The 19,554-nt window shown below is 68.1% G+C and carries 13 protein-coding genes and 1 pseudogene; 10 read left to right on the top strand and 4 right to left on the bottom strand.

All coding sequences use genetic code 11. From position 1 onward, the window contains the following. Window positions 1-72 precede the first annotated feature (72 nt). Both R0D99_RS07625 and R0D99_RS07620 read right to left on the bottom strand, forming a co-directional pair. Complete coding sequence (locus R0D99_RS07625) at window positions 73-1,392, bottom strand: ABC transporter substrate-binding protein (RefSeq protein WP_317750795.1); 1,320 nt, start codon at window positions 1,390-1,392, stop codon at window positions 73-75. Window positions 1,393-1,546: 154 nt separating this feature from the next. Beyond that, complete coding sequence (locus tag R0D99_RS07620; protein ID WP_317750794.1) at window positions 1,547-3,493, bottom strand: acyl-CoA synthetase; 1,947 nt, start codon at window positions 3,491-3,493, stop codon at window positions 1,547-1,549. A 27-nt stretch (window positions 3,494-3,520) separates the two neighbouring features. Between R0D99_RS07620 and R0D99_RS07615 the strand changes: the two genes are divergently transcribed. The 6 genes and pseudogenes from R0D99_RS07615 to R0D99_RS07590 all read left to right on the top strand — a co-directional run bounded on the left by R0D99_RS07615 (window position 3,521) and on the right by R0D99_RS07590 (window position 13,246). After that, entirely contained in the window at window positions 3,521-4,447 is a 927-nt protein-coding gene (locus R0D99_RS07615) for an alpha/beta hydrolase (RefSeq protein WP_317750793.1), read from the top strand. 144 nt (window positions 4,448-4,591) lie between these two features. Continuing rightward, window positions 4,592-6,253, top strand: coding sequence for an L-lactate permease (locus R0D99_RS07610; RefSeq protein ID WP_317750792.1), 1,662 nt, complete (start codon window positions 4,592-4,594; stop codon window positions 6,251-6,253). A gap of 225 nt (window positions 6,254-6,478) precedes the next feature. Beyond that, window positions 6,479-7,583, top strand: a protein-coding gene (prfB, locus tag R0D99_RS07605; protein WP_317750791.1) for a peptide chain release factor 2 whose coding sequence is annotated in 2 segments (ribosomal slippage) — window positions 6,479-6,559 and window positions 6,561-7,583 — 1,104 coding nt in all. Because the reading frame shifts where the segments join, the coding sequence is not laid out codon by codon here. A 78-nt stretch (window positions 7,584-7,661) separates the two neighbouring features. Continuing rightward, a pseudogene (gene pepN / locus R0D99_RS07600) lies at window positions 7,662-10,347 on the top strand (aminopeptidase N); the annotation flags it as partial. A 90-nt stretch (window positions 10,348-10,437) separates the two neighbouring features. Further along, window positions 10,438-11,457, top strand: coding sequence for a class 1 fructose-bisphosphatase (locus tag R0D99_RS07595; RefSeq protein ID WP_317751037.1), 1,020 nt, complete (start codon window positions 10,438-10,440; stop codon window positions 11,455-11,457). A 148-nt stretch (window positions 11,458-11,605) separates the two neighbouring features. Continuing rightward, window positions 11,606-13,246, top strand: coding sequence for a hypothetical protein (locus R0D99_RS07590; RefSeq protein ID WP_317750789.1), 1,641 nt, complete (start codon window positions 11,606-11,608; stop codon window positions 13,244-13,246). Here the strand turns inward: R0D99_RS07590 and R0D99_RS07585 are convergent. Next, the gene (locus R0D99_RS07585; RefSeq protein ID WP_317750788.1) at window positions 13,189-13,899 is read right to left on the bottom strand and encodes a DUF6445 family protein; all 711 of its coding nucleotides are present in this window, start codon (window positions 13,897-13,899) and stop codon (window positions 13,189-13,191) included. The genes R0D99_RS07590 and R0D99_RS07585 overlap by 58 nt on opposite strands. Window positions 13,900-13,998: 99 nt before the next feature. Then, a complete protein-coding gene (gene polA / locus R0D99_RS07580; protein ID WP_317750787.1) occupies window positions 13,999-16,812 on the bottom strand; it encodes a DNA polymerase I in 2,814 nt (937 codons plus the stop codon). 57 nt (window positions 16,813-16,869) lie between these two features. On the opposite strand from polA, the gene R0D99_RS07575 reads away from it, so the two are divergent. From R0D99_RS07575 to R0D99_RS07560, 4 genes are all read left to right on the top strand, one after another. Then, window positions 16,870-17,214 (top strand): hypothetical protein, encoded by a 345-nt coding sequence (locus tag R0D99_RS07575; RefSeq protein ID WP_317750786.1) that lies wholly within the window; start codon window positions 16,870-16,872, stop codon window positions 17,212-17,214. A gap of 31 nt (window positions 17,215-17,245) precedes the next feature. After that, entirely contained in the window at window positions 17,246-18,232 is a 987-nt protein-coding gene (locus R0D99_RS07570) for a homoserine kinase (RefSeq protein WP_317750785.1), read from the top strand. Then, window positions 18,229-19,023: a BPSS1780 family membrane protein gene (locus R0D99_RS07565; RefSeq protein WP_317750784.1), complete on the top strand. Its 795-nt coding sequence runs from the start codon at window positions 18,229-18,231 to the stop codon at window positions 19,021-19,023. The genes R0D99_RS07570 and R0D99_RS07565 overlap by 4 nt, the downstream gene beginning before the upstream one ends. Before the next feature lie 167 nt (window positions 19,024-19,190). Then, a complete protein-coding gene (locus R0D99_RS07560; RefSeq protein WP_317750782.1) occupies window positions 19,191-19,541 on the top strand; it encodes a hypothetical protein in 351 nt (116 codons plus the stop codon). Window positions 19,542-19,554: the final 13 nt, after the last annotated feature.

The following is a 19,554-nucleotide window of genomic DNA, read 5'->3' as shown; positions in this document are numbered from 1 at the left end:
CGCAAATCCTTTGCGTCCTTCGCGTCCGGCTGTTCGGCGTTTCGGCTGTTCGGCTGTTCGGCGTTCAAGGCCTCACTTGGCCAACCCGCGCGCCTCGGTCGCCAGTTGCGTCGCCTTGGCGTAGTTCTCGCGCGCCTTGTTGGCCCACAGCTGCTCCTGGCCCGACAGCTGCTTGGACACTTCCACGTCGCGCCGGCTCTTGCGGAACAGTTCCAGGAACTGCTCGTTCTTCACGTTCTCGGCGCCCACCAGCGGCGTATAGGCCAGGCTGCGCGCCTGGCGGACCAGGTCGCTGCCGCGCGCATTGGGCTTGGCTTTCAGCGCTTTTTCAGCCTCTTGAATCGCCTTGGTCGCGCCCTGCAACTCCTTCAGGCGAAAGGTCACCATCTGGTCAAACAGGCTGGTGACGACCTGGTAGCGCGCCTCGGACAGGATGGCGTCGAACTGCACCTTGGCGCGCTTGGCCACTTCCTGCGGATCGGGGTAGCCGGCCGGCGCCTTGAGCTGGCTGTAAGGCAGGATCGGCAGGCGGCTGATCTTGGGATCGAACAGCAGTTGCTGGCCTTCGGTGGACATGCTGAAGGCCATGAACTTCTTGGCCTCTTCCGGGTTCTTGCCGCCGGCGATGAGCGCGATGTTGGCCGGCACCACCGAGGTCATGCTGGGGTAGACGAAGTCAACCGGAAAGCCCGAGAACTTGCCGGCCAGGCCAAAGAAGTCGATCACGATCCCGATGCCGTACTGGCCGTTGTTCACGCCGTCCGGCACCGCGAAACTGCGGTCGGTGACGGCCGCGGCGTTGCCCATCATCTCCAGCAGCTGCGCCCAGCCCTTGTCCCAGCCTTCGCCTTGCAAAATGGTTTCGACCGTGAGCTGCGTGGTGCCCGAGCGCGAGGGCGACGAGATGGCGACGTGGCCGAAGTATTCCGGCCTGGTCAGGTCCTTCCACTCTTTCGGCGCGGGCAGCTTGTTGGCCGACAGGTAGCGCGTGTTCCACATGATGCCGTAGCCGGCCAGCGCCTGGCCGTAGTACAGCCCATCGGGGTCGTTCAGCGGGTAGTTGCCGATCTTGGCCGGCGCGGCGGCATTCTTCGTTTCCGGCGCGGGTTGCAGCAGCTTGTTGCGCGCCAGCACCTCGAAGGCGTCGGGCGCCGACGCCCACATGATGTCGGGCCGCTGGCCGGCCGGCAGCTCGCGTACGTAGGCGATGCCGGCCACGGTGTTCTTGTTCAGGATCTCGACCTTGATGCCGGGGTTCTTGGCCTCGAACGCCTTCTGGTAGGCGGTGGTCAACTCCTTGGGGAAGGAAGTCAGCACGGTCACGGTGCCTGCCTGGGCCAGTGCGGACGTGGCCAGCATGACGGCGGGCACGGCAAGTCGGTAAAGGCGCATGGGTAACGGTCTCCTGCAAGGATGGCCGGGCAGACGCCCGGGCCGGACAAATCCAACGCACACCAGCACGGCGTGCGCAGGGCTGCGCGTCATTGTTCCCGATGCGCGCCATCGGTGGCACGGGGTTAACCCCCCCGCGCCGGTCGCGCCCGCGTCAGGCGCTCTGCTGGCGGGCGCGCTCCTCTTCCTGCAGGCGCAGCACGCGGCGCTGCACCTTGCCGGTGGTGGTCATGGGCAACTGGTCGATGAACTCGATTTCCTTGGGGTATTCATAGGGCGCCAGCTGCCCCTTGACGTGCTCTTGCAGCGCCGCCACCAGCTCGCGATCAAATTCGCCTGCAGCGCCCGACTTTGCTGCGCGAGCAGCTATGAATTCAGGAGTCAGCACCACATACGCCTTGACCAGCGCGCCGCGCGCCGCGTCGGGCTTGGGCACCACGGCGCAGTTGGCCACCGCCGCGTGCTTGACCAGGCAGTTCTCGATCTCGCCGGGGCCGATGCGGTAGCCGGCCGCCTTGAACACGTCGTCGGCACGGCCCTGGTACCACAGGTAGCCTTCGGCGTCGCGCACGGCCAGGTCGCCCGTGCGCCACCAGTCGCCGGTGAACTTGGCGCGCGTCGCGGCATCGTTGCCCCAGTAGCCCAGGAAGAAGATCGGATCGGGGTCGCCATGGAGGTTGGTGCGGCGGATCGCCACCTCGCCCGGCGTGCCGACCGGGCATTCGTGGCCCTCGTCGTCGATCACGGCGACCAGGTGGCCGGGATAGCCGCGCCCCATGCTACCCGGCCGCGCCGGCCAGCCCACCACGGATCGATCCAGCGCCCTCAACCCGCCGCCGGGCCGCCCCAAGGCGGGTTGGGCCCCCTCGGGGGGCAGCGCAGCAACGTCAGTGCGGAGCATGGGGGCCACGTTCATGGCGCAGTTGCCGACGATGTAGTTCACCTCGGTCTGGCCGAACATCTCGTTGACGACCACGCCCAGCTCATCGCGGCAGTAGGCGAAGACGGCGTCGCCCACCGCTTCGCCAGCGCTCATCAGGCCCTCCAGGTGCAGGCGGTAGCGCTCGCGCGGGCGCGGCACCGCCTTCATCATGGCCTTCAGCGCGGTGGGGAACAGAAAGCTGTGCGTGACCCGGTGGACGTGCAGGATCTCGAACGCCAGTTCGGGACTGAAGCGGGCGTTGCAGGCCACGATGGGACGGCCGAAGTACAGCGTGGGCAGCAGCGCGTCCCACAGGCCGCCGGTCCAAGCCCAGTCTGCCGGACTCCAGAAGACGCTTTGCGTCTTTCTTTCATCTGGCAGACTGGGCTTTGCCCGCGATGTGCCCGCCCCCTCCCCCGCCCTCCCCCGCGCGGCGGAGGGAGTACCGTTCAGAGGACACGTTTCGCCCGGATCGAACCCGAACCAGTTCTGGCTGCAGACGAAGCCCGGCAGGTTGCCGATCATGGCGCGGTGCGGCACCAGTGCGCCCTTGGGCGGGCCGGTGGTGCCGCTGGTGTAGATGAGGACGGCGGGGTCGTCGGCCAGCGTGTCGACGGGTGCGAAGCGCGCGGCGGCGCTGCCCAGCAAGGCGTGCCAGTCGTGGTCGGCGCGCGCGGCGGCAGCGCCCAGGCCGACCACCGTTTCGAGCGACGGGCATTCGGCGCGCACCGACAGCAGCGCGTCGATCGACGCCTCGTCGCACAAGGCCAGCCGGGCTGCGGCGTCCTGGATGCGGTAGGCCAGCGCCTCGGGGCCGAACAGCTGCGACAGCGGCATGGCGATGGCGCCCATCTGCAGCACCGCCATGTAGGCCACGGCCGTTTCAAAGCGCTGCGGCATGACGATGGCAACCCGGTCGCCGCGCCCCACGCCCAGTCGCGCCAGCGCGGCGGACAGGCGGTCGGCCTGCGCCTGCAGCTCGGCATAAGAATGATTTCGGCCGCCAGCGCCCGGCTGGTGCTCGATGACAGCTATTCTTTTGGAAGCATCCGGCGTCTGCGCCCAGCGCCGGCTGCACACCTGCGCGACGTTGAAATGGCGCGGCACCTGCCAGCGAAAGCCGGCCTGCATGGCACTGTAGTGATCGTCTGGCGTGTCGCCCTTCGGACGCTGTGGCATGGCCTGTCTCCTCAATAATCTCGGCCAATGTACCAAGCCCAACGCCCTTCGCGCAGCGAGTTTCTCCCGATCCGTCTGCACCGCTACCACGTTCGCCTGTGGGGCAATCCGGCCGCAGAGCCGCTGGTGCTGGTGCATGGCTGGATGGACGTGGCCGCCAGCTACCAGTTCATGGTGGATGCGCTGTCGCCCGGCTTTTTCGACCAGCGCTTCATCATCGCGCCCGACTGGCGCGGCTTCGGCCATTCCACCGGGCCGGCGTGCGACCACTACAGCTTTCCCGACTACATGGGCGATCTGGAATGGCTGCTCGACCACTACGCGCCCGGCCGCGCGGTCGACCTGGTGGGCCACAGCATGGGCGGCAACATCGCCATGATGTACGCCGGCGCGCGGCCCGAGCGCATCCGCCGCCTGGTCAACCTGGAGGGCTTTGGCATGCCGGCCACCCGGCCCGCGCAGGCACCGGCGCGGGCGGCCAAGTGGCTGGACGAGATCAAGTCGCTGCACCGTGGCGACATTGCGCTGAAGACCTACGACAGCGCCGAAGGCGTGGCCGCGCGCCTGATGAAGACCAACCAGCGTCTGCCGCAAGACAAGGCCGACTGGCTGGCGCGCCAGTGGGCCGCGCCGCGCACGCAAGCCGACGGCAGCACGCGCTGGGAAATCCTGGGTGACGCGGCGCACCGCATCATCAATGCGCAGCTGTTTCGGGTGGACGAGCAGCTGGCGCTGTACGCCGCCATCACCGCGCCCACGCTGATGGTGGAAGCCAGCGACGACAGCCTGGCCGGCTGGTGGGGCCAGCGCTTCACGCGGGCCGAGTTCCACGAGCGGCTGAAGGCCGTGCCCGACGTGCGGCGCGAGGTGATCGCCGACGCCGGCCACATGCTGCACCACGACCAGCCGCAGGCGCTGGCCGGATGGGTCGAAAACTTCCTGACCGCGACCTGACCTGGCGCCGCTCGGCGCGCAGGTTTTCGATGTGGATTTCACGGATCGGCAAGCCGGGTATCCGGAGTTACGCTTTGTCACCAGAAAGGAAGCGATCGCGCCCGGGGGGCAGTCCCCATGCGGCGCGACGGACGAGGCGAACCCATGATCTGGCAACAAATCTACAACCCCACGGGCAGCATGGTGCTGTCCACCCTGCTGGCGGCCATACCGGTCGTGGTGATGCTGGTGGGCCTCGGCTTTTTGCACATGAAGGCGCACCTGGCGGCGGGCGCCGGCCTGGTGGCGGCGCTCGTCATCGCGGTCTTCGTGTACGGCATGCCGGGCGCCATGGCCGGCAAGGCCGCGTTGCTGGGCGGGCTGACGGGCCTGCTGCCCATTGGCTGGATCGTGCTCAACATCATCTTTTTGCACCAGCTGACGGAGCAGAACGGCAGCTTCAAGATCCTGCAGGACTCGATTGCCGGCATCACGGAAGACCGGCGTCTGCAACTGCTGCTGATCGCGTTCTCGTTCGGCGCGTTCTTTGAAGGCGCGGCCGGCTTCGGCACGCCGGTGGCGGTGACGGCGGCGGCGCTGATCGGCCTGGGCTTCTCGCCGCTGGCGGCGTCGGGCCTTTCGCTGATCGCCAACACGGCGCCGGTGGCTTATGGCGCGCTGGGCACGCCCATCATCACGCTGGCGGCCGTGCACGGCTACGACGTGCACGCCGTGTCGGCCATGGTGGGGCGGCAGTTGCCCTTCTTCTCGCTGCTGGTGCCTTTCTGGTTGATCTGGGCCTTTGCCGGCCGCAAGGCGATGATGGAAATCTGGCCCGCCATTCTGGTGACGGGCGTGTCGTTTGCCATTCCGCAGTTCCTGGTGTCCAACTACATGGGGCCGGAGCTGGTGGACGTGATTGCCGCGTTGTGCTCCATGACGGCGCTGGTGCTGTTCCTGCGCGTGTGGAAGCCCGCCACGATCTGGCGCAGCGTGTCGCTGAAAGGGCATGAGGCCGATGGCGGGCAGGGCGGACCGGTAACGGCGCCTGTGAAGCACCCGCGCGATGCGGTGATCCGCGCCTGGATGCCGTGGGTGTTTCTCACCGTGTTCGTGTTCATCTGGGGCCTGCCGGCGGTCAAGGCCTGGCTGAACGGCTTCTTTGCGCCCAAGTTCCCGATCGATGGCTTGCACAACCTGATCGAGAAGATGCCGCCCGTGGTGCCCAAGCCCACCAAGGAAGGCGCGGTCTACACGCTGGGCCTGCTGTCGGCCACCGGCACGGGCATTTTGCTGGCCGCCATCGTGGGCGGGCTGTACGCGCGCTACTCGTTCGGCCAGATCGTGGCCACCTACGGCCGCACGCTGAACCTGGTGAAGTGGTCGCTGCTGACCATCGTGCTCATGCTGGCGCTGGGCACGCTTACCCGCTATTCGGGCACCGACACCACGCTGGGCCTGGCCTTTGCCGGCACGGGCGTGCTGTACCCTTTCTTCGGCACGCTGATGGGCTGGCTGGGCGTGGCGCTCACGGGCTCCGACACCGCCTCCAACGTGCTGTTTGGCGGCATGCAGAAGGTGGCGGCCGAGCAGCTGGGCCTGTCGCCCACCCTGATGGGCGCCGCCAACTCTTCAGGCGGCGTGATGGGCAAGATGATCGACGCGCAGTCCATCGTGGTGGCCTCCACCGCCACGCGCTGGTTCGACCATGAGGGCGACATCCTGCGCTACGTGTTCTTCCACTCGATCGCGCTGGCCAGCCTGGTGGGCATTCTGGTCACGTTGCAGGCTTATGTGCCGCCGTTTACCAGCATGGTGGTCAAGTGACGCTCCCCCTGTGGCGCTGACGCGCCTTCCCCCAAAGGGGGACGACGCGGGTCGCCGGGGGGACCCCGGCTCGCGCGCCCCCCGGATGGCCTGCTCCGCGGCCTTCGGATGATTCGCAAAAAGACCGCCCCGGCGGTCTTTTTCATGGGCACGTGCAGGCGCGGGCGCGCATGAGAAAATTCACCCTTTGGGGCGCTGCCGCGCCCTCACTTTTTTTGAAGCACCATGGAAGCAGAACACATCAATCACATTGGCAGCCAGATCGAGGATCTCACCGCTCGCACCGCCGAGCTACGGGGGTATCTTTGACTACGATGGCAAGGCCGAACGCCTGCGCACGGTAAACGCCGCGCTGGAAGACCCGGCGGTCTGGAACGACCCCAAGAAGGCCCAGGAGCTGGGCAAGGAAAAGAAGGCGCTCGACGGCGTGGTGGTCACGCTGGACGACCTGACGCGCAACCTGTCTGACAACGCCGAGTTGTTCGAGATGAGCTGCGACGAGGACGACGAGGCCGGCCTGCAGGCCATCGCCGACGACGTGGCGGAGCTGGAAAAGGTGGTCGAGGAACTGGAGTTCCGCCGCATGTTCAACCAGCCGGCCGACCCCAACAACTGTTTCCTCGACATCCAGGCCGGCGCCGGCGGCACCGAAGCGCAGGACTGGGCCAGCATGCTGCTGCGCCAATACCTGCGCTACGCCGAACGCAAGGGCTTCAGCACCGCCATCGAGGACGAAACCCCCGGCGACACCGCGGGCATCAAGGGCGCCACGGTCAAGATCGAGGGCGAATACGCCTACGGCCTGCTGCGCACCGAAACCGGCGTTCACCGTCTGGTGCGCAAGTCGCCGTTCGACTCGTCCGGCGGGCGCCACACCAGCTTTGCCAGCGTGTTCGTCTACCCCGAGATCGACGACTCGATCGAGATCGACATCAACCCCGCCGACGTGCGCGTCGACACCTACCGTGCGTCGGGCGCCGGCGGCCAGCACATCAACAAGACCGATTCGGCCGTGCGCCTGACCCACATTCCCACCGGCATCGTGGTGCAATGCCAGGACAGCCGCAGCCAGCACAGCAACCGCGACATGGCCTGGCAGCGCCTGCGCAGCCGCCTGTACGACCACGAGATGCGCAAGCGCCTCGACGAGCAGCAGAAACTGGAAGACAGCAAGACCGACGTCGGCTGGGGCCACCAGATCCGCAGCTACGTGCTGGACAACAGCCGCATCAAGGACCTGCGCACCAACGTCGAGATCAGCAACACGCAGAAAGTACTCGACGGCGACCTGGACGCCTTCATCGAGGCCAGCCTGAAGCAAGGCGTCTGATTTCAGGTGTTTTCGGCTGCCAGCGCTTGTCCATCAAGCGAGGTATGCTATTAGTTTTGAAGTAAAGAGGATCAAGCCATGCGAGAAGGACAATCCGCCGTCACCCGCCGCCTTGACTACGCCCCGCCCGCGTTCTGGATCGATTCGGTCGATCTGACGTTCGACCTGGATCCCGCCAAGACCCGCGTCCTGAACCGGATGACGCTGCGCCGCAACCCCGACGTGGCGCCGCAGCCGCTGCGCCTGCATGGCGACGAACTGAACCTGTCGCGCGTGTTGCTGGCCGGGCAGGGCTGCAGCTTCCGTATGGATGGCGAGACGCTGGTGCTGGAGAACCTGCCCGAAGGCACGACGCCGTTCGAGCTGGAAATCTTCACCACCTGCTACCCCGAAAAAAACAGCAAGCTCATGGGCCTGTTCATGAGCGACGGCGACTTCTTCACCCAGTGCGAGGCCGAAGGATTTCGCCGCATCACCTACTTCCTCGACCGGCCGGACGTGATGACCAGCTACACCGTCACGCTGCGCGCCGACAAGGCCCGCTACCCGGTGCTGCTGTCCAACGGCAACCTGGTCGACGAAGGCGACCTGCCCGATGGCCGCCACTTCGCCAAGTGGCACGACCCGCACAAGAAGCCCAGCTACCTGTTCGCCCTGGTGGCCGGCCGTCTGGTGGCGCGCGAGCAGCGCATCACCACGCGCAGCGGCAGCGACCACCTGCTGCAGGTCTACGTGCGTCCGGGCGACCTGGACAAGACCGAGCACGCGATGAATTCGCTGATCCATTCGGTGCTGTGGGACGAGGCGCGCTTCGGCCTGCCGCTGGACCTGGAGCGCTTCATGGTGGTGGCCACCAGCGACTTCAATGCCGGCGCGATGGAGAACAAGGGCCTGAACATCTTCAACACCAAGTACGTGCTGGCCAAGCCCTCGACGGCGACCGACGGCGACTACGACGCGGTAGAAAGCGTGATCGGCCACGAGTACTTCCACAACTGGACGGGCAACCGCGTCACCTGCCGCGACTGGTTCCAGCTGTCGCTGAAGGAAGGCCTCACCGTCTTCCGCGACCAGGAGTTCAGCATGGACCTGGCCGGCACGCCCAGCGCGCGCGCCGTCAAGCGCATCGAGCACGTCATCGACCTGCGCAGCGCGCAGTTCCCCGAAGACGCCGGTCCCATGGCGCACCCGGTACGGCCCGACGAGTACCTGGAGATCAGCAATTTCTACACCGACACGGTGTACGAAAAAGGCGCCGAAGTGGTGCGCATGTACCAGACGCTGGTGGGCCGCGAGGGCTTTCGCGCGGGCATGGACCTGTACTTCAAGCGCCACGACGGCCAGGCCGTCACCTGCGACGACTTCGCGCAGGCCATGGCCGACGCCAACCCGGACAGCGATCTGGCGCGCCTGCTGCCGCAGTTCAAGCGCTGGTACAGCCAGGCCGGCACGCCGGTGGTCAAGGCCGAAGGCTGTTACGACGCTGCCGCCCGCACCTACACGCTGAAGCTGTCGCAAAGCTGCCCCGCGACGCCGGGCCAGCCGCACAAGCAGCCCTTTGTCATCCCGGTGCGCATGGGCCTGGTCGGGCCTGATGGGCGCGACCAGCCGCTGCAGCTCGACAGCGGGGGCAGCCCCGTGCAGGGCAGCCACACCGTGGTGCTGACCGAGCCTGAGACGACGCTGACCTTGGTCCACGTCGACGCCGAGCCGGTGCCGTCGCTGCTGCGCGGCTTCTCGGCGCCGGTCGAGCTGGACATTGACCTGACCCCCCGCGCAGCTGATGCACCTGATGGCGCACGACAGCGACCCGTTCAACCGCTGGGAAGCCGCCCAGCAACTGGGCCTGCGCATCGCCATCGAGCACATCGAACGCGAAGGCGATGGCTGTCGTCAGCAGCCGCTGGGCGATGACTTCATCGACGCGCTGCGTGCGGTGCTGCGCAACCCGCAACTCGACGCCGCCTTCAAGGCGCTGGTGCTGACGCTGCCCGAAGAAGACTACATTGCCGAGCAGCTCGACCACGTGGACCCGCAGCGCATTCATGCCGTCTGCAACGCCATGGAAGAACAGCTGGCCACCGCGCTGCACACCGACTGGCAGCAAGCCTATGAGCAATGCCGCGACACCGGCGCGTTCACGCCCGATCCGGTGTCGGCCGGCCGCCGCGCGCTGGCGGGCCTGGCGCTGCACATGCTGGTGCTGGCCGCGCGCCACGACCGCAACGCCGTGTGGCCCGGCAAGGCCTACCAGCGCGTGAAGGACGCCGGCAACATGACCGACCGCCTGAACGCGCTGGAAGCGCTGGTCTATGCCGACCACCCGCTGGCCGCGCCCGCGCTGGCGCATTTTTACCAGCTGTTCCGGCACGAGCCGCTGGCGCTCGACAAGTGGTTTGCCCTGCAGGCGTCCGCGCCCGACCGCGGCGGCAACATCCTGCCGCTGGTGCGCCAGCTGATGAAGCACCCCGACTTCAGCGTGCGCAACCCCAACCGCGCACGCAGCGTGCTGTCCAGCTTCTGCCACGGCAACCCGGCGGGCTTTCACCGCCGCGATGCGTCGGGCTACGTGTTCTGGGCCGACCGCGTGCTCGAACTCGACGGCATGAACCCGCAGGTCGCCTCGCGCCTGGCCCGCGCCATGGACTCGTGGGCCCAGCTGGCCGAGCCCTACCGCAGCGCCGCGCGCGAAGCCATCGAGCGCGTGGCCGCGCGCGCCGACCTCAGCAACGACGTGCGTGAAGTCATCGCACGCGCGCTGGCGCCGCACGACGCCGTTGCCGAGCCGCAGGCGGCCGACGGCGCCGAGGCGCGCACCGCCCCCCACCCCCGATACCGAACCCAAGGCATCCGCATGAGCACCCGCATCTCCCTCACCCGCTATCTGGTCGAAAAACAACGCGTCGACGGCCACATCCCTTCGCAGCTGCGCCTGCTGCTCGAAGTCGTCGCCCGCGCCTGCAAGAGCATCAGCCATGCCGTCAACAAGGGCGCGCTTGGCGGCGTGCTGGGCTCGGCGGGCAGCGAAAATGTGCAGGGCGAAGTGCAGAAGAAGCTGGACATCATCGCCAACGAAGTGCTGATCGAGGCCAACGAATGGGGCGGCCACCTGGCGGCCATGGCCAGCGAGGAAATGGACAGCATCTACCTGGTGCCCAACCGCTACCCGCGCGGCGAATACCTGCTGCTGATGGACCCGCTCGACGGCTCCAGCAACATCGAGGTCAACGTCAGCATCGGCACCATCTTCAGCGTCCTCAAGATGCCCGAAGGCGACCGCGGCGTGGAGGAAGGCGACTTCCTGCAACCTGGCAAGTGCCAGGTGGCCGCAGGCTATTGCGTCTATGGGCCGCAAACCACGCTGGTGCTCACGGTGGGCGACGGCGTTGCCATGTTCACGCTGGACCGCGAGATGGGCAGCTTCGTGCTGACGCAGGACAAGGTGGAAATTCCGGCCGACACCAAGGAATTCGCCATCAACATGAGCAACATGCGCCACTGGGACGCGCCGGTCAAGCGCTACATCGACGAATGCCTGCAGGGCAAGGAAGGCCCGCGCGGCAAGGACTTCAACATGCGCTGGGTGGCCAGCATGGTGGCCGACGTGCACCGCATCCTGACGCGCGGCGGCATCTTCATGTACCCGTGGGACAAGCGCGAGCCCAACAAGCCCGGCAAGCTGCGCCTGATGTACGAGGCCAATCCGATGTCCTGGCTGGTCGAGCAGGCCGGCGGCGCGGCCACCAACGGCCACCAGCGCATCCTGGACGTGCAGCCGCAGCAGTTGCATGAGCGCGTGAGCGTCATCCTCGGCAGCAAGAACGAGGTGGAGCGCGTGACGCAATACCACCAGGAAGCGGCCCCGGCGGCCTGACGCGCGCTGCACGCCAAGAGGCCGGTACACGCCACGTGTGCCGGCTTTTTTGTTTCTGCAAGCACACCACCGCCCGTGGCGCCCGGCTTGATGGCGCACAAGCCGGCGCGCCCCGCCATCGTGTAAAACACGCGGCGGAGGAGACACCATGAGCCAGAACGAATCGCGCACCCGCCTGCTGCGCAGCTTGCGCGAAACCGCCAACCGCTTCGACGCCGATTCGGCCGCGCGCAAGCGCGACGCACTCGCGCGCCTGGCCAAGCTGCCGCTGGTGGCCGATGCCGCGCTGGCGGACTACGCTGACACCTTGCTGTTCATCGCCGCGCATCCGCCCGACGCCGACACGTTGAAGCAGGTCGAAGCCGAATTCAGGCGCCTGGCCGCCTTGCTGAAGTCCAGGCGCGGCAAGCACCCCGCCGCGCTGGCCGACCGCGGCCTGCCGTGGGTCGACACGGTGACGCGCTTCACGCACGACTGCAACCGCTGGCTGCTGGCCCACCCGCATTGCCGCGTGCTGCCCGATCGCTACGAGGAGCCGCTGCTCGACCTGAACGCCATCCTCAAGCTCACCCTGCCCAGCCTGGAGCGCAACGAGACCACTGCCAGCCTGGGCAACGACGCCCTGCTCGACGTGCTCAAGGTCAGGCCCGACCAGCGCCTGGCCTTCCTGGTGGCCGAACTCAGCCGCCTGGACGCCCTGCCCTACGTCAAGGACCAGCTGTTCGACGCGCTCGACCTGTACGTGCGCGTGCAGCCCACGTCGGCCGCCTTCAGCAAGGCCTTCAACCGCCTCGCGCTGCGCCAGCCGGTGTACCTGCAGCCCGACCTGCTGCGCAAGTTCGACCCGCTGGCCCTGATGCAGCAGCGTCTGCCCGCGCCGCGCCGGCTGAGCGATGACGAACGCGCCGATGCCATCCGCGTGCTGAAGAACACCATGGCCCTGACCAGCCGCGAGACCGACCCGGCCACCTACCTTGACCCGGCCAACCTGCGCCTTTACGACCTGGAGCGCGGCCTGAGCTGCGCCATCTTCGGCATGACGCCGGATCGCCAGTTGCCGCTGGAAAGCTACGTCGGCTTCACGCTGTTCAAGAACGGCTTTCCGGTGGCGTACGGCGGCTCGTGGATCATGGGCGAGCGCGCCGCCTTCGGCATGAACATCTTCGAGCCGTTCCGCGGCGGCGAATCGGGCTACATGATGTGCCAGGTGCTGCGCACCTACGCGCAGGCGTTTGGCGTGCGCTACTTCGAGGTCGACGCGCACCAGTTCGGGCTGGACAACCCGGACGGCATCGCTTCGGGCGCGTTCTGGTTCTACTTCCGGCACGGTTTCCGGCCGCTGGCGCCCGCTCTGCTGAAGCTGTCGCTACAAGAAAAAGAGCGCATCGACCGGCGCCCCGGCTACCGCAGCCCCGAAAAGACGCTGCTGCGCTTCACCGAAAGCAACGTCGCGCTCAACTTCGGCGGACCGGTGCCGCCGCATCTGTTCGACGTCACGACGCGCGTGACCAAGATGATCGCCGCCGACTACGCTGGCGACCGGCCCCGCGCCGAAGCCGATGGCGTGGCGCGCTTCACCCAGGCAGCCAAACTGGGCACGCGCCTGTCGGCCGACGAACGCCGCGTGCTGGCCGAAGTGGCCCTGATCTGGCACACGCTCAAGGTGGGCGACGCCGACGGCACGCGCCTGCTGGCGCGCATGGTGCGCGCCAAGCCGAAAGACGTGTTTGCCTACCAGAAGCTGCTGCTGGCCTTCTTCGCCAACGGCCGCGTGCGGCACAAGGCCTGACGCCCGCCGTTCAGCGGCGGAACGACGCCCAGTCCACCCCCCACGCGGAAGGTCTGGTACAGCCGCCCGTCGGCGTTGCTGGCGCCGTAATGGCGCGATGCCGAGTGAAAGCAGCCTGACGGGTAGGCCACCATGCGGTTGCAGGCGTAGCCGATGCGGTCGGTCTCGACCCAGCGGCTGCGGTGGCGGGCATCGCGCTCGCACGCGCTCCGCAGCGCGGCCAGCGGCGTGCCCAGGCGCCGCGCGTCGGCGGCGGTGGGCGCGTCCGACAGGCCGGTGCGCTTGTGCCGCCACAGCGAAGTGCCGCAGTCGGCCGGCAGTCCGGGCGTCAGGTACACGACGATGGTGACGTCGTCCTCAGGCCAGTCGGCGTGGATGGCGGGGACTTCGGCCTTCGCACCGCGCGCAAAGCCCTGGTAGAAGACGCCGTTTTCCTCGGCCGGGTCGGTGTCCCAGCGGGTAATGCGCAGGCCCAGCAGGCGCTCCAGCTTTTCCCTGGCGCCGGGCTCGTGGTAGACGCTGGTGCTGCGCCAGCCGGTGACGTGTTCCAGCTCGTGATACGTCGCCGCCCTAGCCGCCCGGTGCACGCGGGCGATGTCGTCATAGAAGCCGTCGCGCGCGAAGACGAAATGCGGGTGCGCCGCTCTCCTCATGGCATGTCCCCTGGTGGTTGTGCGGCAGATGCTACAAGTTGAATAGCTGTCCGTCAATATGGGGCGCGGGGCAACCGCCGATTCAGGCCTTGATACAGGTCAATGCGCCTGCTCCCAGTTGGGGCCGGCGCCGACCTCGGCCAGCAGCGGCACCTTCAGTTCGGCCACGCCGGCCATCAGGCGCGGGATTTCGGCGCGCGCCCAGTCGAGTTCGGCCTGCGGCACCTCGAACACCAGTTCGTCGTGCACCTGCATGATCATCTTGGTGCCGCGCTGCTGGGTGTGCAGCACGTCCTGCACCGCCACCATCGACATCTTGATCAGGTCGGCCGCCGTGCCCTGCATCGGCGCGTTGATGGCGGCGCGCTCGGCGGCGGCGCGGCGCGGGCCGTTGGGGCTGTTGATCTCGGGCAGGATCAGGCGGCGGCCGAACACGGTTTCGACGTAGCCCTTGCTCTTGGCCGACAGACGCGTTTCGTCCATGTAGCGCTTGACGCCGGGGTAGCGTTCGAAATAGCGCTCGATGTAGTTGCGCGCCGCCGTGTTGTCTATCCCCAGGTTGCGCGCCAGGCCGAAGGCACTCATGCCATAGATCAGCCCGAAGTTGATGACCTTGGCGTAGCGCCGCTGTTCGCTGCTGACCTGCGCCACGTCCAGCCCGAACACCTCGGCCGCGGTGGCGCGGTGCACGTCCAGCCCTTCGGTAAAGGCGCGCAGCAGCGCCTCGTCGTCCGACAGGTGGGCCATGATGCGCAGCTCGATCTGGCTGTAGTCGGCGCTGACGATGACGTGTCCCGGCGGCGCGATGAAGGCTTCGCGGATGCGCCGCCCCTCGGCCGTGCGCACCGGAATGTTCTGCAGGTTGGGGTCGGTGCTGGACAGGCGCCCCGTCACCGCCACCGCCTGCCCGTAGTGCGTGTGCACGCGGCCATTCGCGTCCAGCAATTGCGGCAGCTTGTCGGTGTAGGTGCCCTTCAGCTTGGACAGGCCCCGGTGCTCCAGGATGCGCGCGGGCAGCGGGTAGTCCTCGGCCAGTTTCTCCAGCACTTCCTCGTCGGTGCTGGGCGCGCCGGTGGCGGTCTTCTTGACCACCGGCAGGCCGAGCTTGTTGAAGAAGATGTCGCCGATCTGCTTGGGACTGCCCAGGTTGAAGGGCTGGCCGGCCAGTTCGTGCGCCTCCTGCTCCAGCGCCAGGATGCGCTGGCCCAGCTCGTGGCTTTGCTGGCGCAGCAGGTCGGCGTCGATCAGCACGCCCTGGCGCTCGATCTGGAACAGCACCTCGCTGACGGCCATCTCCAGCTCGTAGATGCGCCGCAGGCCGGGCTCGCGCGCCACGCGCGGCCACAGCGTCCCGTGCAGGTCCAGCGTCTGGTCGGAGTCCTCGCACGAATAGGCCGCTGCCTTGTCCACGGCGACCTGCGCAAAGGAAATCTGGTGCGCGCCCTTGCCGCACAGGTCTTCGTACTGGATGCCCGTGCGGCCCAGATGGCGGTCGGCCAGGCTGGCCAGGTTGTGCGGGCGGTGCACTTCGAGCACGTAGCTCTGCAGCATGGTGTCGTGCGCGTAGCCGGCCACGTCGATGCCGTGGTTGGCGAACACGTGGCGGTCGTATTTCACGTGCTGGCCCAGCTTCTTCCTGGCCGGGTCTTGCAGCCAGGGGCGCAGGCGCTCCAGCACGTCCTGCAGCGGCAGTTGCGGCGGCGCGTCGGGCCCCTCGTGCATCAGCGGGATGTAGGCCGCCTCGCCGGGTTTGACGCTGAACGAGAGGCCCACGATGCGCGCCTGCATCTCGTCGATGGACGTGGTTTCGGTGTCCAGCGCGGTCAGCTCGGCGGCGTCGATGCGCGCCAGCCAGCGGTCGAACGCCGGCCAGTCGAGGATGGTTTCGTACGTCAGTTCGCCGCTGACCTGCGACGCCGCCGGCGCGTCGGCAAACAGGTCGTCCACCGGTGCCGCCACGGCGGCCTTGCGCGCCGGCTTGGCGCGCGCGCCGGCGCCTTCGCCCAGAAGGGACTTGGCCAGTGTCCTGAAGCCGAATTTCTCGTAAAACTCGGCCAGTGCGCTGGTCTGCTGTGGGCGGGCAGCTATCGAATCAAGAGCAGGCAGGCCCTCGACGTGCCCGCCCAGGTCGCAGTCGGTGCGGATGCGCAGCAAATCGCGCCCGGTGGGCAGCCAGTCCAGCGCCTTGCGCAGGTTGTCGCCCGCGGCGCCCTTGATCTGCGCGGCGTTGGCCACGATGGCGTCGAGCGAGCCGTGTTCGCCCAGCCATTTGGCGGCCGTCTTGGGGCCGACCTTGTCGACGCCCGGCACGTTGTCGATGGCGTCGCCCAGCAGCACCTGGTAGTCCAGCATCTGGTCGGGCCGCACGCCAAATTCGGCCAGCACGCCGGCTTCGTCGCGGCGCTTGCCGCTCATGGTGTCGATGATCTGGATGCGTGGCGTGACCAGCTGCGCCAGGTCCTTGTCGCCGCTCGAAATCACCACGTCCACGCCCTGCGCCGCCGCCACGTGCGCCAGCGTGCCGATGACGTCGTCGGCCTCCACCCCCGGCACGGCCAGCACCGTCCAGCCCAGCAGCCGCACCACTTCGTGGATCGGCTCGATCTGGCTGCGCAGGTCGTCGGGCATGGGCGCGCGGTGCGCCTTGTAGTCGGGGTACAGGTCGTCGCGGAAGGTCTTGCCGGGCGCGTCGAACACGCAGGCGACGTAGGGCGCGTCGGGATAGTCCTTGCGCAGCGCGCCCAGCATGTTGACCATGCCGCGGATGGCGCCCGTGGGCTGGCTGGCCGGATCGGCCGGGTCGGCGCGCAGGTCGGGCATGGCGTGGAAGGCGCGATACAGGTAGCTGGACCCGTCAACCAGCAGCAGGCGCGGCGCGGTCGCGCCGTCGGGCGCGGGGGGTGTCTCGGTCATCCCGGCATTGTGCACGGCGGCCCAGCGCCCCAGGTGGCCGCCGCCTAGAATACGGCCATGCATTTCATCTCTGGTTTCAAGGCCCTCATCGCCGCGTGCGGCCTGGCGTTGCTGGCCCCGCTGGTGCTGGCGCAGCCCGCCCCGGCCCCCGCCGGCAGTCTGGCGCGCGACGAGCCGGTGCTGGACCGCCGCACCCAGCGGGTCGAGCACATCCAGCACGAAGACGCCGGCAGCCGCGTCGACGAAGTGCGTGTGGGCGGCGAAACCCGCAGCATCACCGTCAAGCCCAAGGCCGGCGTGCCGGCCTACGACGTGCAGCCGGCCGACGCCAGCGGCGCCGGCAACCGCGAAGCCGCCCCCGGCGGCGCGGGCCGTCGCGTCTGGAAATTGCATCAATTCTGATAGCGCTCTGCGCAGGCTGGACAAGCGCTCCATGGCGGTTTACACCGAAGTTTCTGAAGATCAGGCACGCGCGTTGCTGCAATCGCTGGGCGTGGGCGAGCTGACGGCGCTGCGCGGCATTGAAGGCGGCATCGAGAACACCAACTACTTCGCCACCACCGACCGGGGCGAATGGGTGCTGACCCTGTTCGAGCGGCTAACGCACGCGCAGTTGCCCTTCTACCTGCACCTGATGAAGCACCTGGCCGAGCACGGCGTGCCGGTGCCCGACCCGCAGGCCAAGGCCGAAGGCGTGCGCGTGGGCCCGGGTGAGGACGACATCCTGCACACGCTGTGCGGCAAGCCTGCCGCCGTGGTCAACCGCCTGCGCGGCAAGAGCGAGCTGGCCCCCGGCCCCGCGCACTGCGCCGCGGTGGGCGACATGCTGGCGCGCGCGCACCTGGCGGCACGCGATTACGACCGCCACCAGCCCAACCTGCGCGGACTGGCGTGGTGGAACGCCACCGTGCCGGTGGTGCTGCCGCACCTCGAGGACGAGCAGGCCGCGCTGATCCGTGCCGAACTGGCCTACCAGAACCACGTTGCCGCCAGCAGCGCCTATGCCGCGCTGCCGCGCGGCGCGGTGCATGCCGACCTGTTCCGCGACAACGTGATGTTCGAGGGGTCGGCCGACCAACCCGTGCTGAGCGGCTTTTTCGACTGGTATTTCGCCGGCGTCGACACCTGGCTGTTCGACCTGGCGGTGGCCGTCAACGACTGGGCCATCGACCTGCCCACCGGCGCCACGGACGACGCGCGCACGCAGGCGCTGCTCGGCGCCTATCAGGCCGTGCGCCCGCTGACCGATGCCGAACGCCGCCTGTGGCCGGCCATGCTGCGCGCGGGTGCGCTGCGCTTCTGGCTGTCGCGCCTGTGGGACTGGCACCTGCCGCGCGAAGCCAGCATGCTGAAACCCCACGACCCGCGCCACTTCGAACGCGTGCTGCGCCAGCGCATCGCGGCGCCGCTGCACGCATGAAGCTCCAGATTCTTCCCGCCCGCACCGGCGCCCAATGGGTGCGCGAAGGCCTGCGCGCCTTCTTCCGCCAGCCGCTGGCCATGGCCGGCCTGTTCTTCATGTTCATGGCGGCGCTGTCGCTGGCGGCCTTCGTGCCGCTCATCGGCGGCCTGCTGGCCCTGGTGCTGGTGCCAGCGCTCACCGTGGGGCTGATGGCGGCCACGCGCGAGATCGAGGCAGGCAAGTTCCCCATGCCGCTCACGCTGTTCGTCGCGCTGCGCGCCGATGCGCCAGCGCGGCGCCCCATGCTGCTGCTGGGCCTGCTGTACGCCGTGGCCGTGTTGCTGGTGATGGCGGCGTCGGCGCTGATCGATGGCGGCAACTTTGCGCAGCTGTACGTCAACGGCGGCGGCATCACGCCCGAACTGGTGACCGACCCGCAGTTCCGCGTGGCCATGTGGGCCTCTACCCTGCTCTATCTGCCGATTTCCATCGCCTTCTGGCACGCGCCGGCGCTGGTGCACTGGCATGGCGTGACGCCGGTCAAGAGCCTGTTCTTCAGCCTGGTCGCGGTGTTGAAGAATACGCGCGCCTTTCTGCTGTACGGCGCGTTGTGGATGGCGGTGTCGGTCGGCGTCGCCATGGTGCTGCTGGTGATCACGGCCATCTCGGGCAGCGCGGCGGTCGCTTCGGCCGGCCTGCTGCCGGCGGCGCTGATGGTGGCGGCGATGTTCTTCAGCTCGCTCTGGTTCACCTTTCGCGACAGCTTCGCGGTGTCGCCGCCCGACGACTCGCCCTCGCTGCCTGTGTGACCGCGGCTTCCCTGGCGCTCAGGCGCCGGTGGACGGTACGGGCTACGCCAAAGAAGGTATACGTTTTGGCTACCTTTCTTTCACAATGGTAGGCACCAAAAGATGGGCGCGCGGCCTGCGCACCCGGCCCATCGCTCCCGCCTCCCGTGCGCAGCGAAAGGTCGACCATGAAACACGTTGCGCTCATTGCCGTCGTCGCGGCCTGCCTGGCGCCTTTGGCCGCCAGCGCCCAGAACGCCGCAGGCACCGGCCCCGCCATGGAACACGCGCAGGCCGAACTGGCCGCCGACCATTGGCGCACCGCCTTCGACGAATTCGCCGTGCTGGCCGACCAGGGTGATGCCGAAGCCGCGCGCACGGCCTACCAGATGTGGCTGTATGCGCCCCGGTTGTACGGGCAGGTGTTTCCGGCCCGGCTCGATCAGGTGCAGCGCTGGCAGGCACTGTGCGGCTGTGCGGGCGACGCGCGGGTGCGGCGCCCGGCTTTGTCGCCCTCGTCCGGCGAAGCGCGCGGCTGACCGCGCCGCAACT

Source organism: Ottowia sp. SB7-C50, assembly GCF_033110285.1.
Classification (GTDB): Bacteria; Pseudomonadota; Gammaproteobacteria; order Burkholderiales; family Burkholderiaceae_C; genus Ottowia.
This window is presented reverse-complemented; position numbering and strand designations above follow the sequence as displayed.

Coding starts and splice junctions, on each gene's coding strand:
- R0D99_RS07625 (WP_317750795.1), bottom strand. CDS start 1,392: ATGCGCCTTTACCGACTTGCCGTGCCCGCCGTCATGCTGGCCACGTCC.
- R0D99_RS07620 (WP_317750794.1), bottom strand. CDS start 3,493: ATGCCACAGCGTCCGAAGGGCGACACGCCAGACGATCACTACAGTGCC.
- R0D99_RS07615 (WP_317750793.1), top strand. CDS start 3,521: ATGTACCAAGCCCAACGCCCTTCGCGCAGCGAGTTTCTCCCGATCCGT.
- R0D99_RS07610 (WP_317750792.1), top strand. CDS start 4,592: ATGATCTGGCAACAAATCTACAACCCCACGGGCAGCATGGTGCTGTCC.
- R0D99_RS07595 (WP_317751037.1), top strand. CDS start 10,438: ATGAGCACCCGCATCTCCCTCACCCGCTATCTGGTCGAAAAACAACGC.
- R0D99_RS07590 (WP_317750789.1), top strand. CDS start 11,606: ATGAGCCAGAACGAATCGCGCACCCGCCTGCTGCGCAGCTTGCGCGAA.
- R0D99_RS07585 (WP_317750788.1), bottom strand. CDS start 13,899: ATGAGGAGAGCGGCGCACCCGCATTTCGTCTTCGCGCGCGACGGCTTC.
- polA (WP_317750787.1), bottom strand. CDS start 16,812: ATGACCGAGACACCCCCCGCGCCCGACGGCGCGACCGCGCCGCGCCTG.
- R0D99_RS07575 (WP_317750786.1), top strand. CDS start 16,870: ATGCATTTCATCTCTGGTTTCAAGGCCCTCATCGCCGCGTGCGGCCTG.
- R0D99_RS07570 (WP_317750785.1), top strand. CDS start 17,246: ATGGCGGTTTACACCGAAGTTTCTGAAGATCAGGCACGCGCGTTGCTG.
- R0D99_RS07565 (WP_317750784.1), top strand. CDS start 18,229: ATGAAGCTCCAGATTCTTCCCGCCCGCACCGGCGCCCAATGGGTGCGC.
- R0D99_RS07560 (WP_317750782.1), top strand. CDS start 19,191: ATGAAACACGTTGCGCTCATTGCCGTCGTCGCGGCCTGCCTGGCGCCT.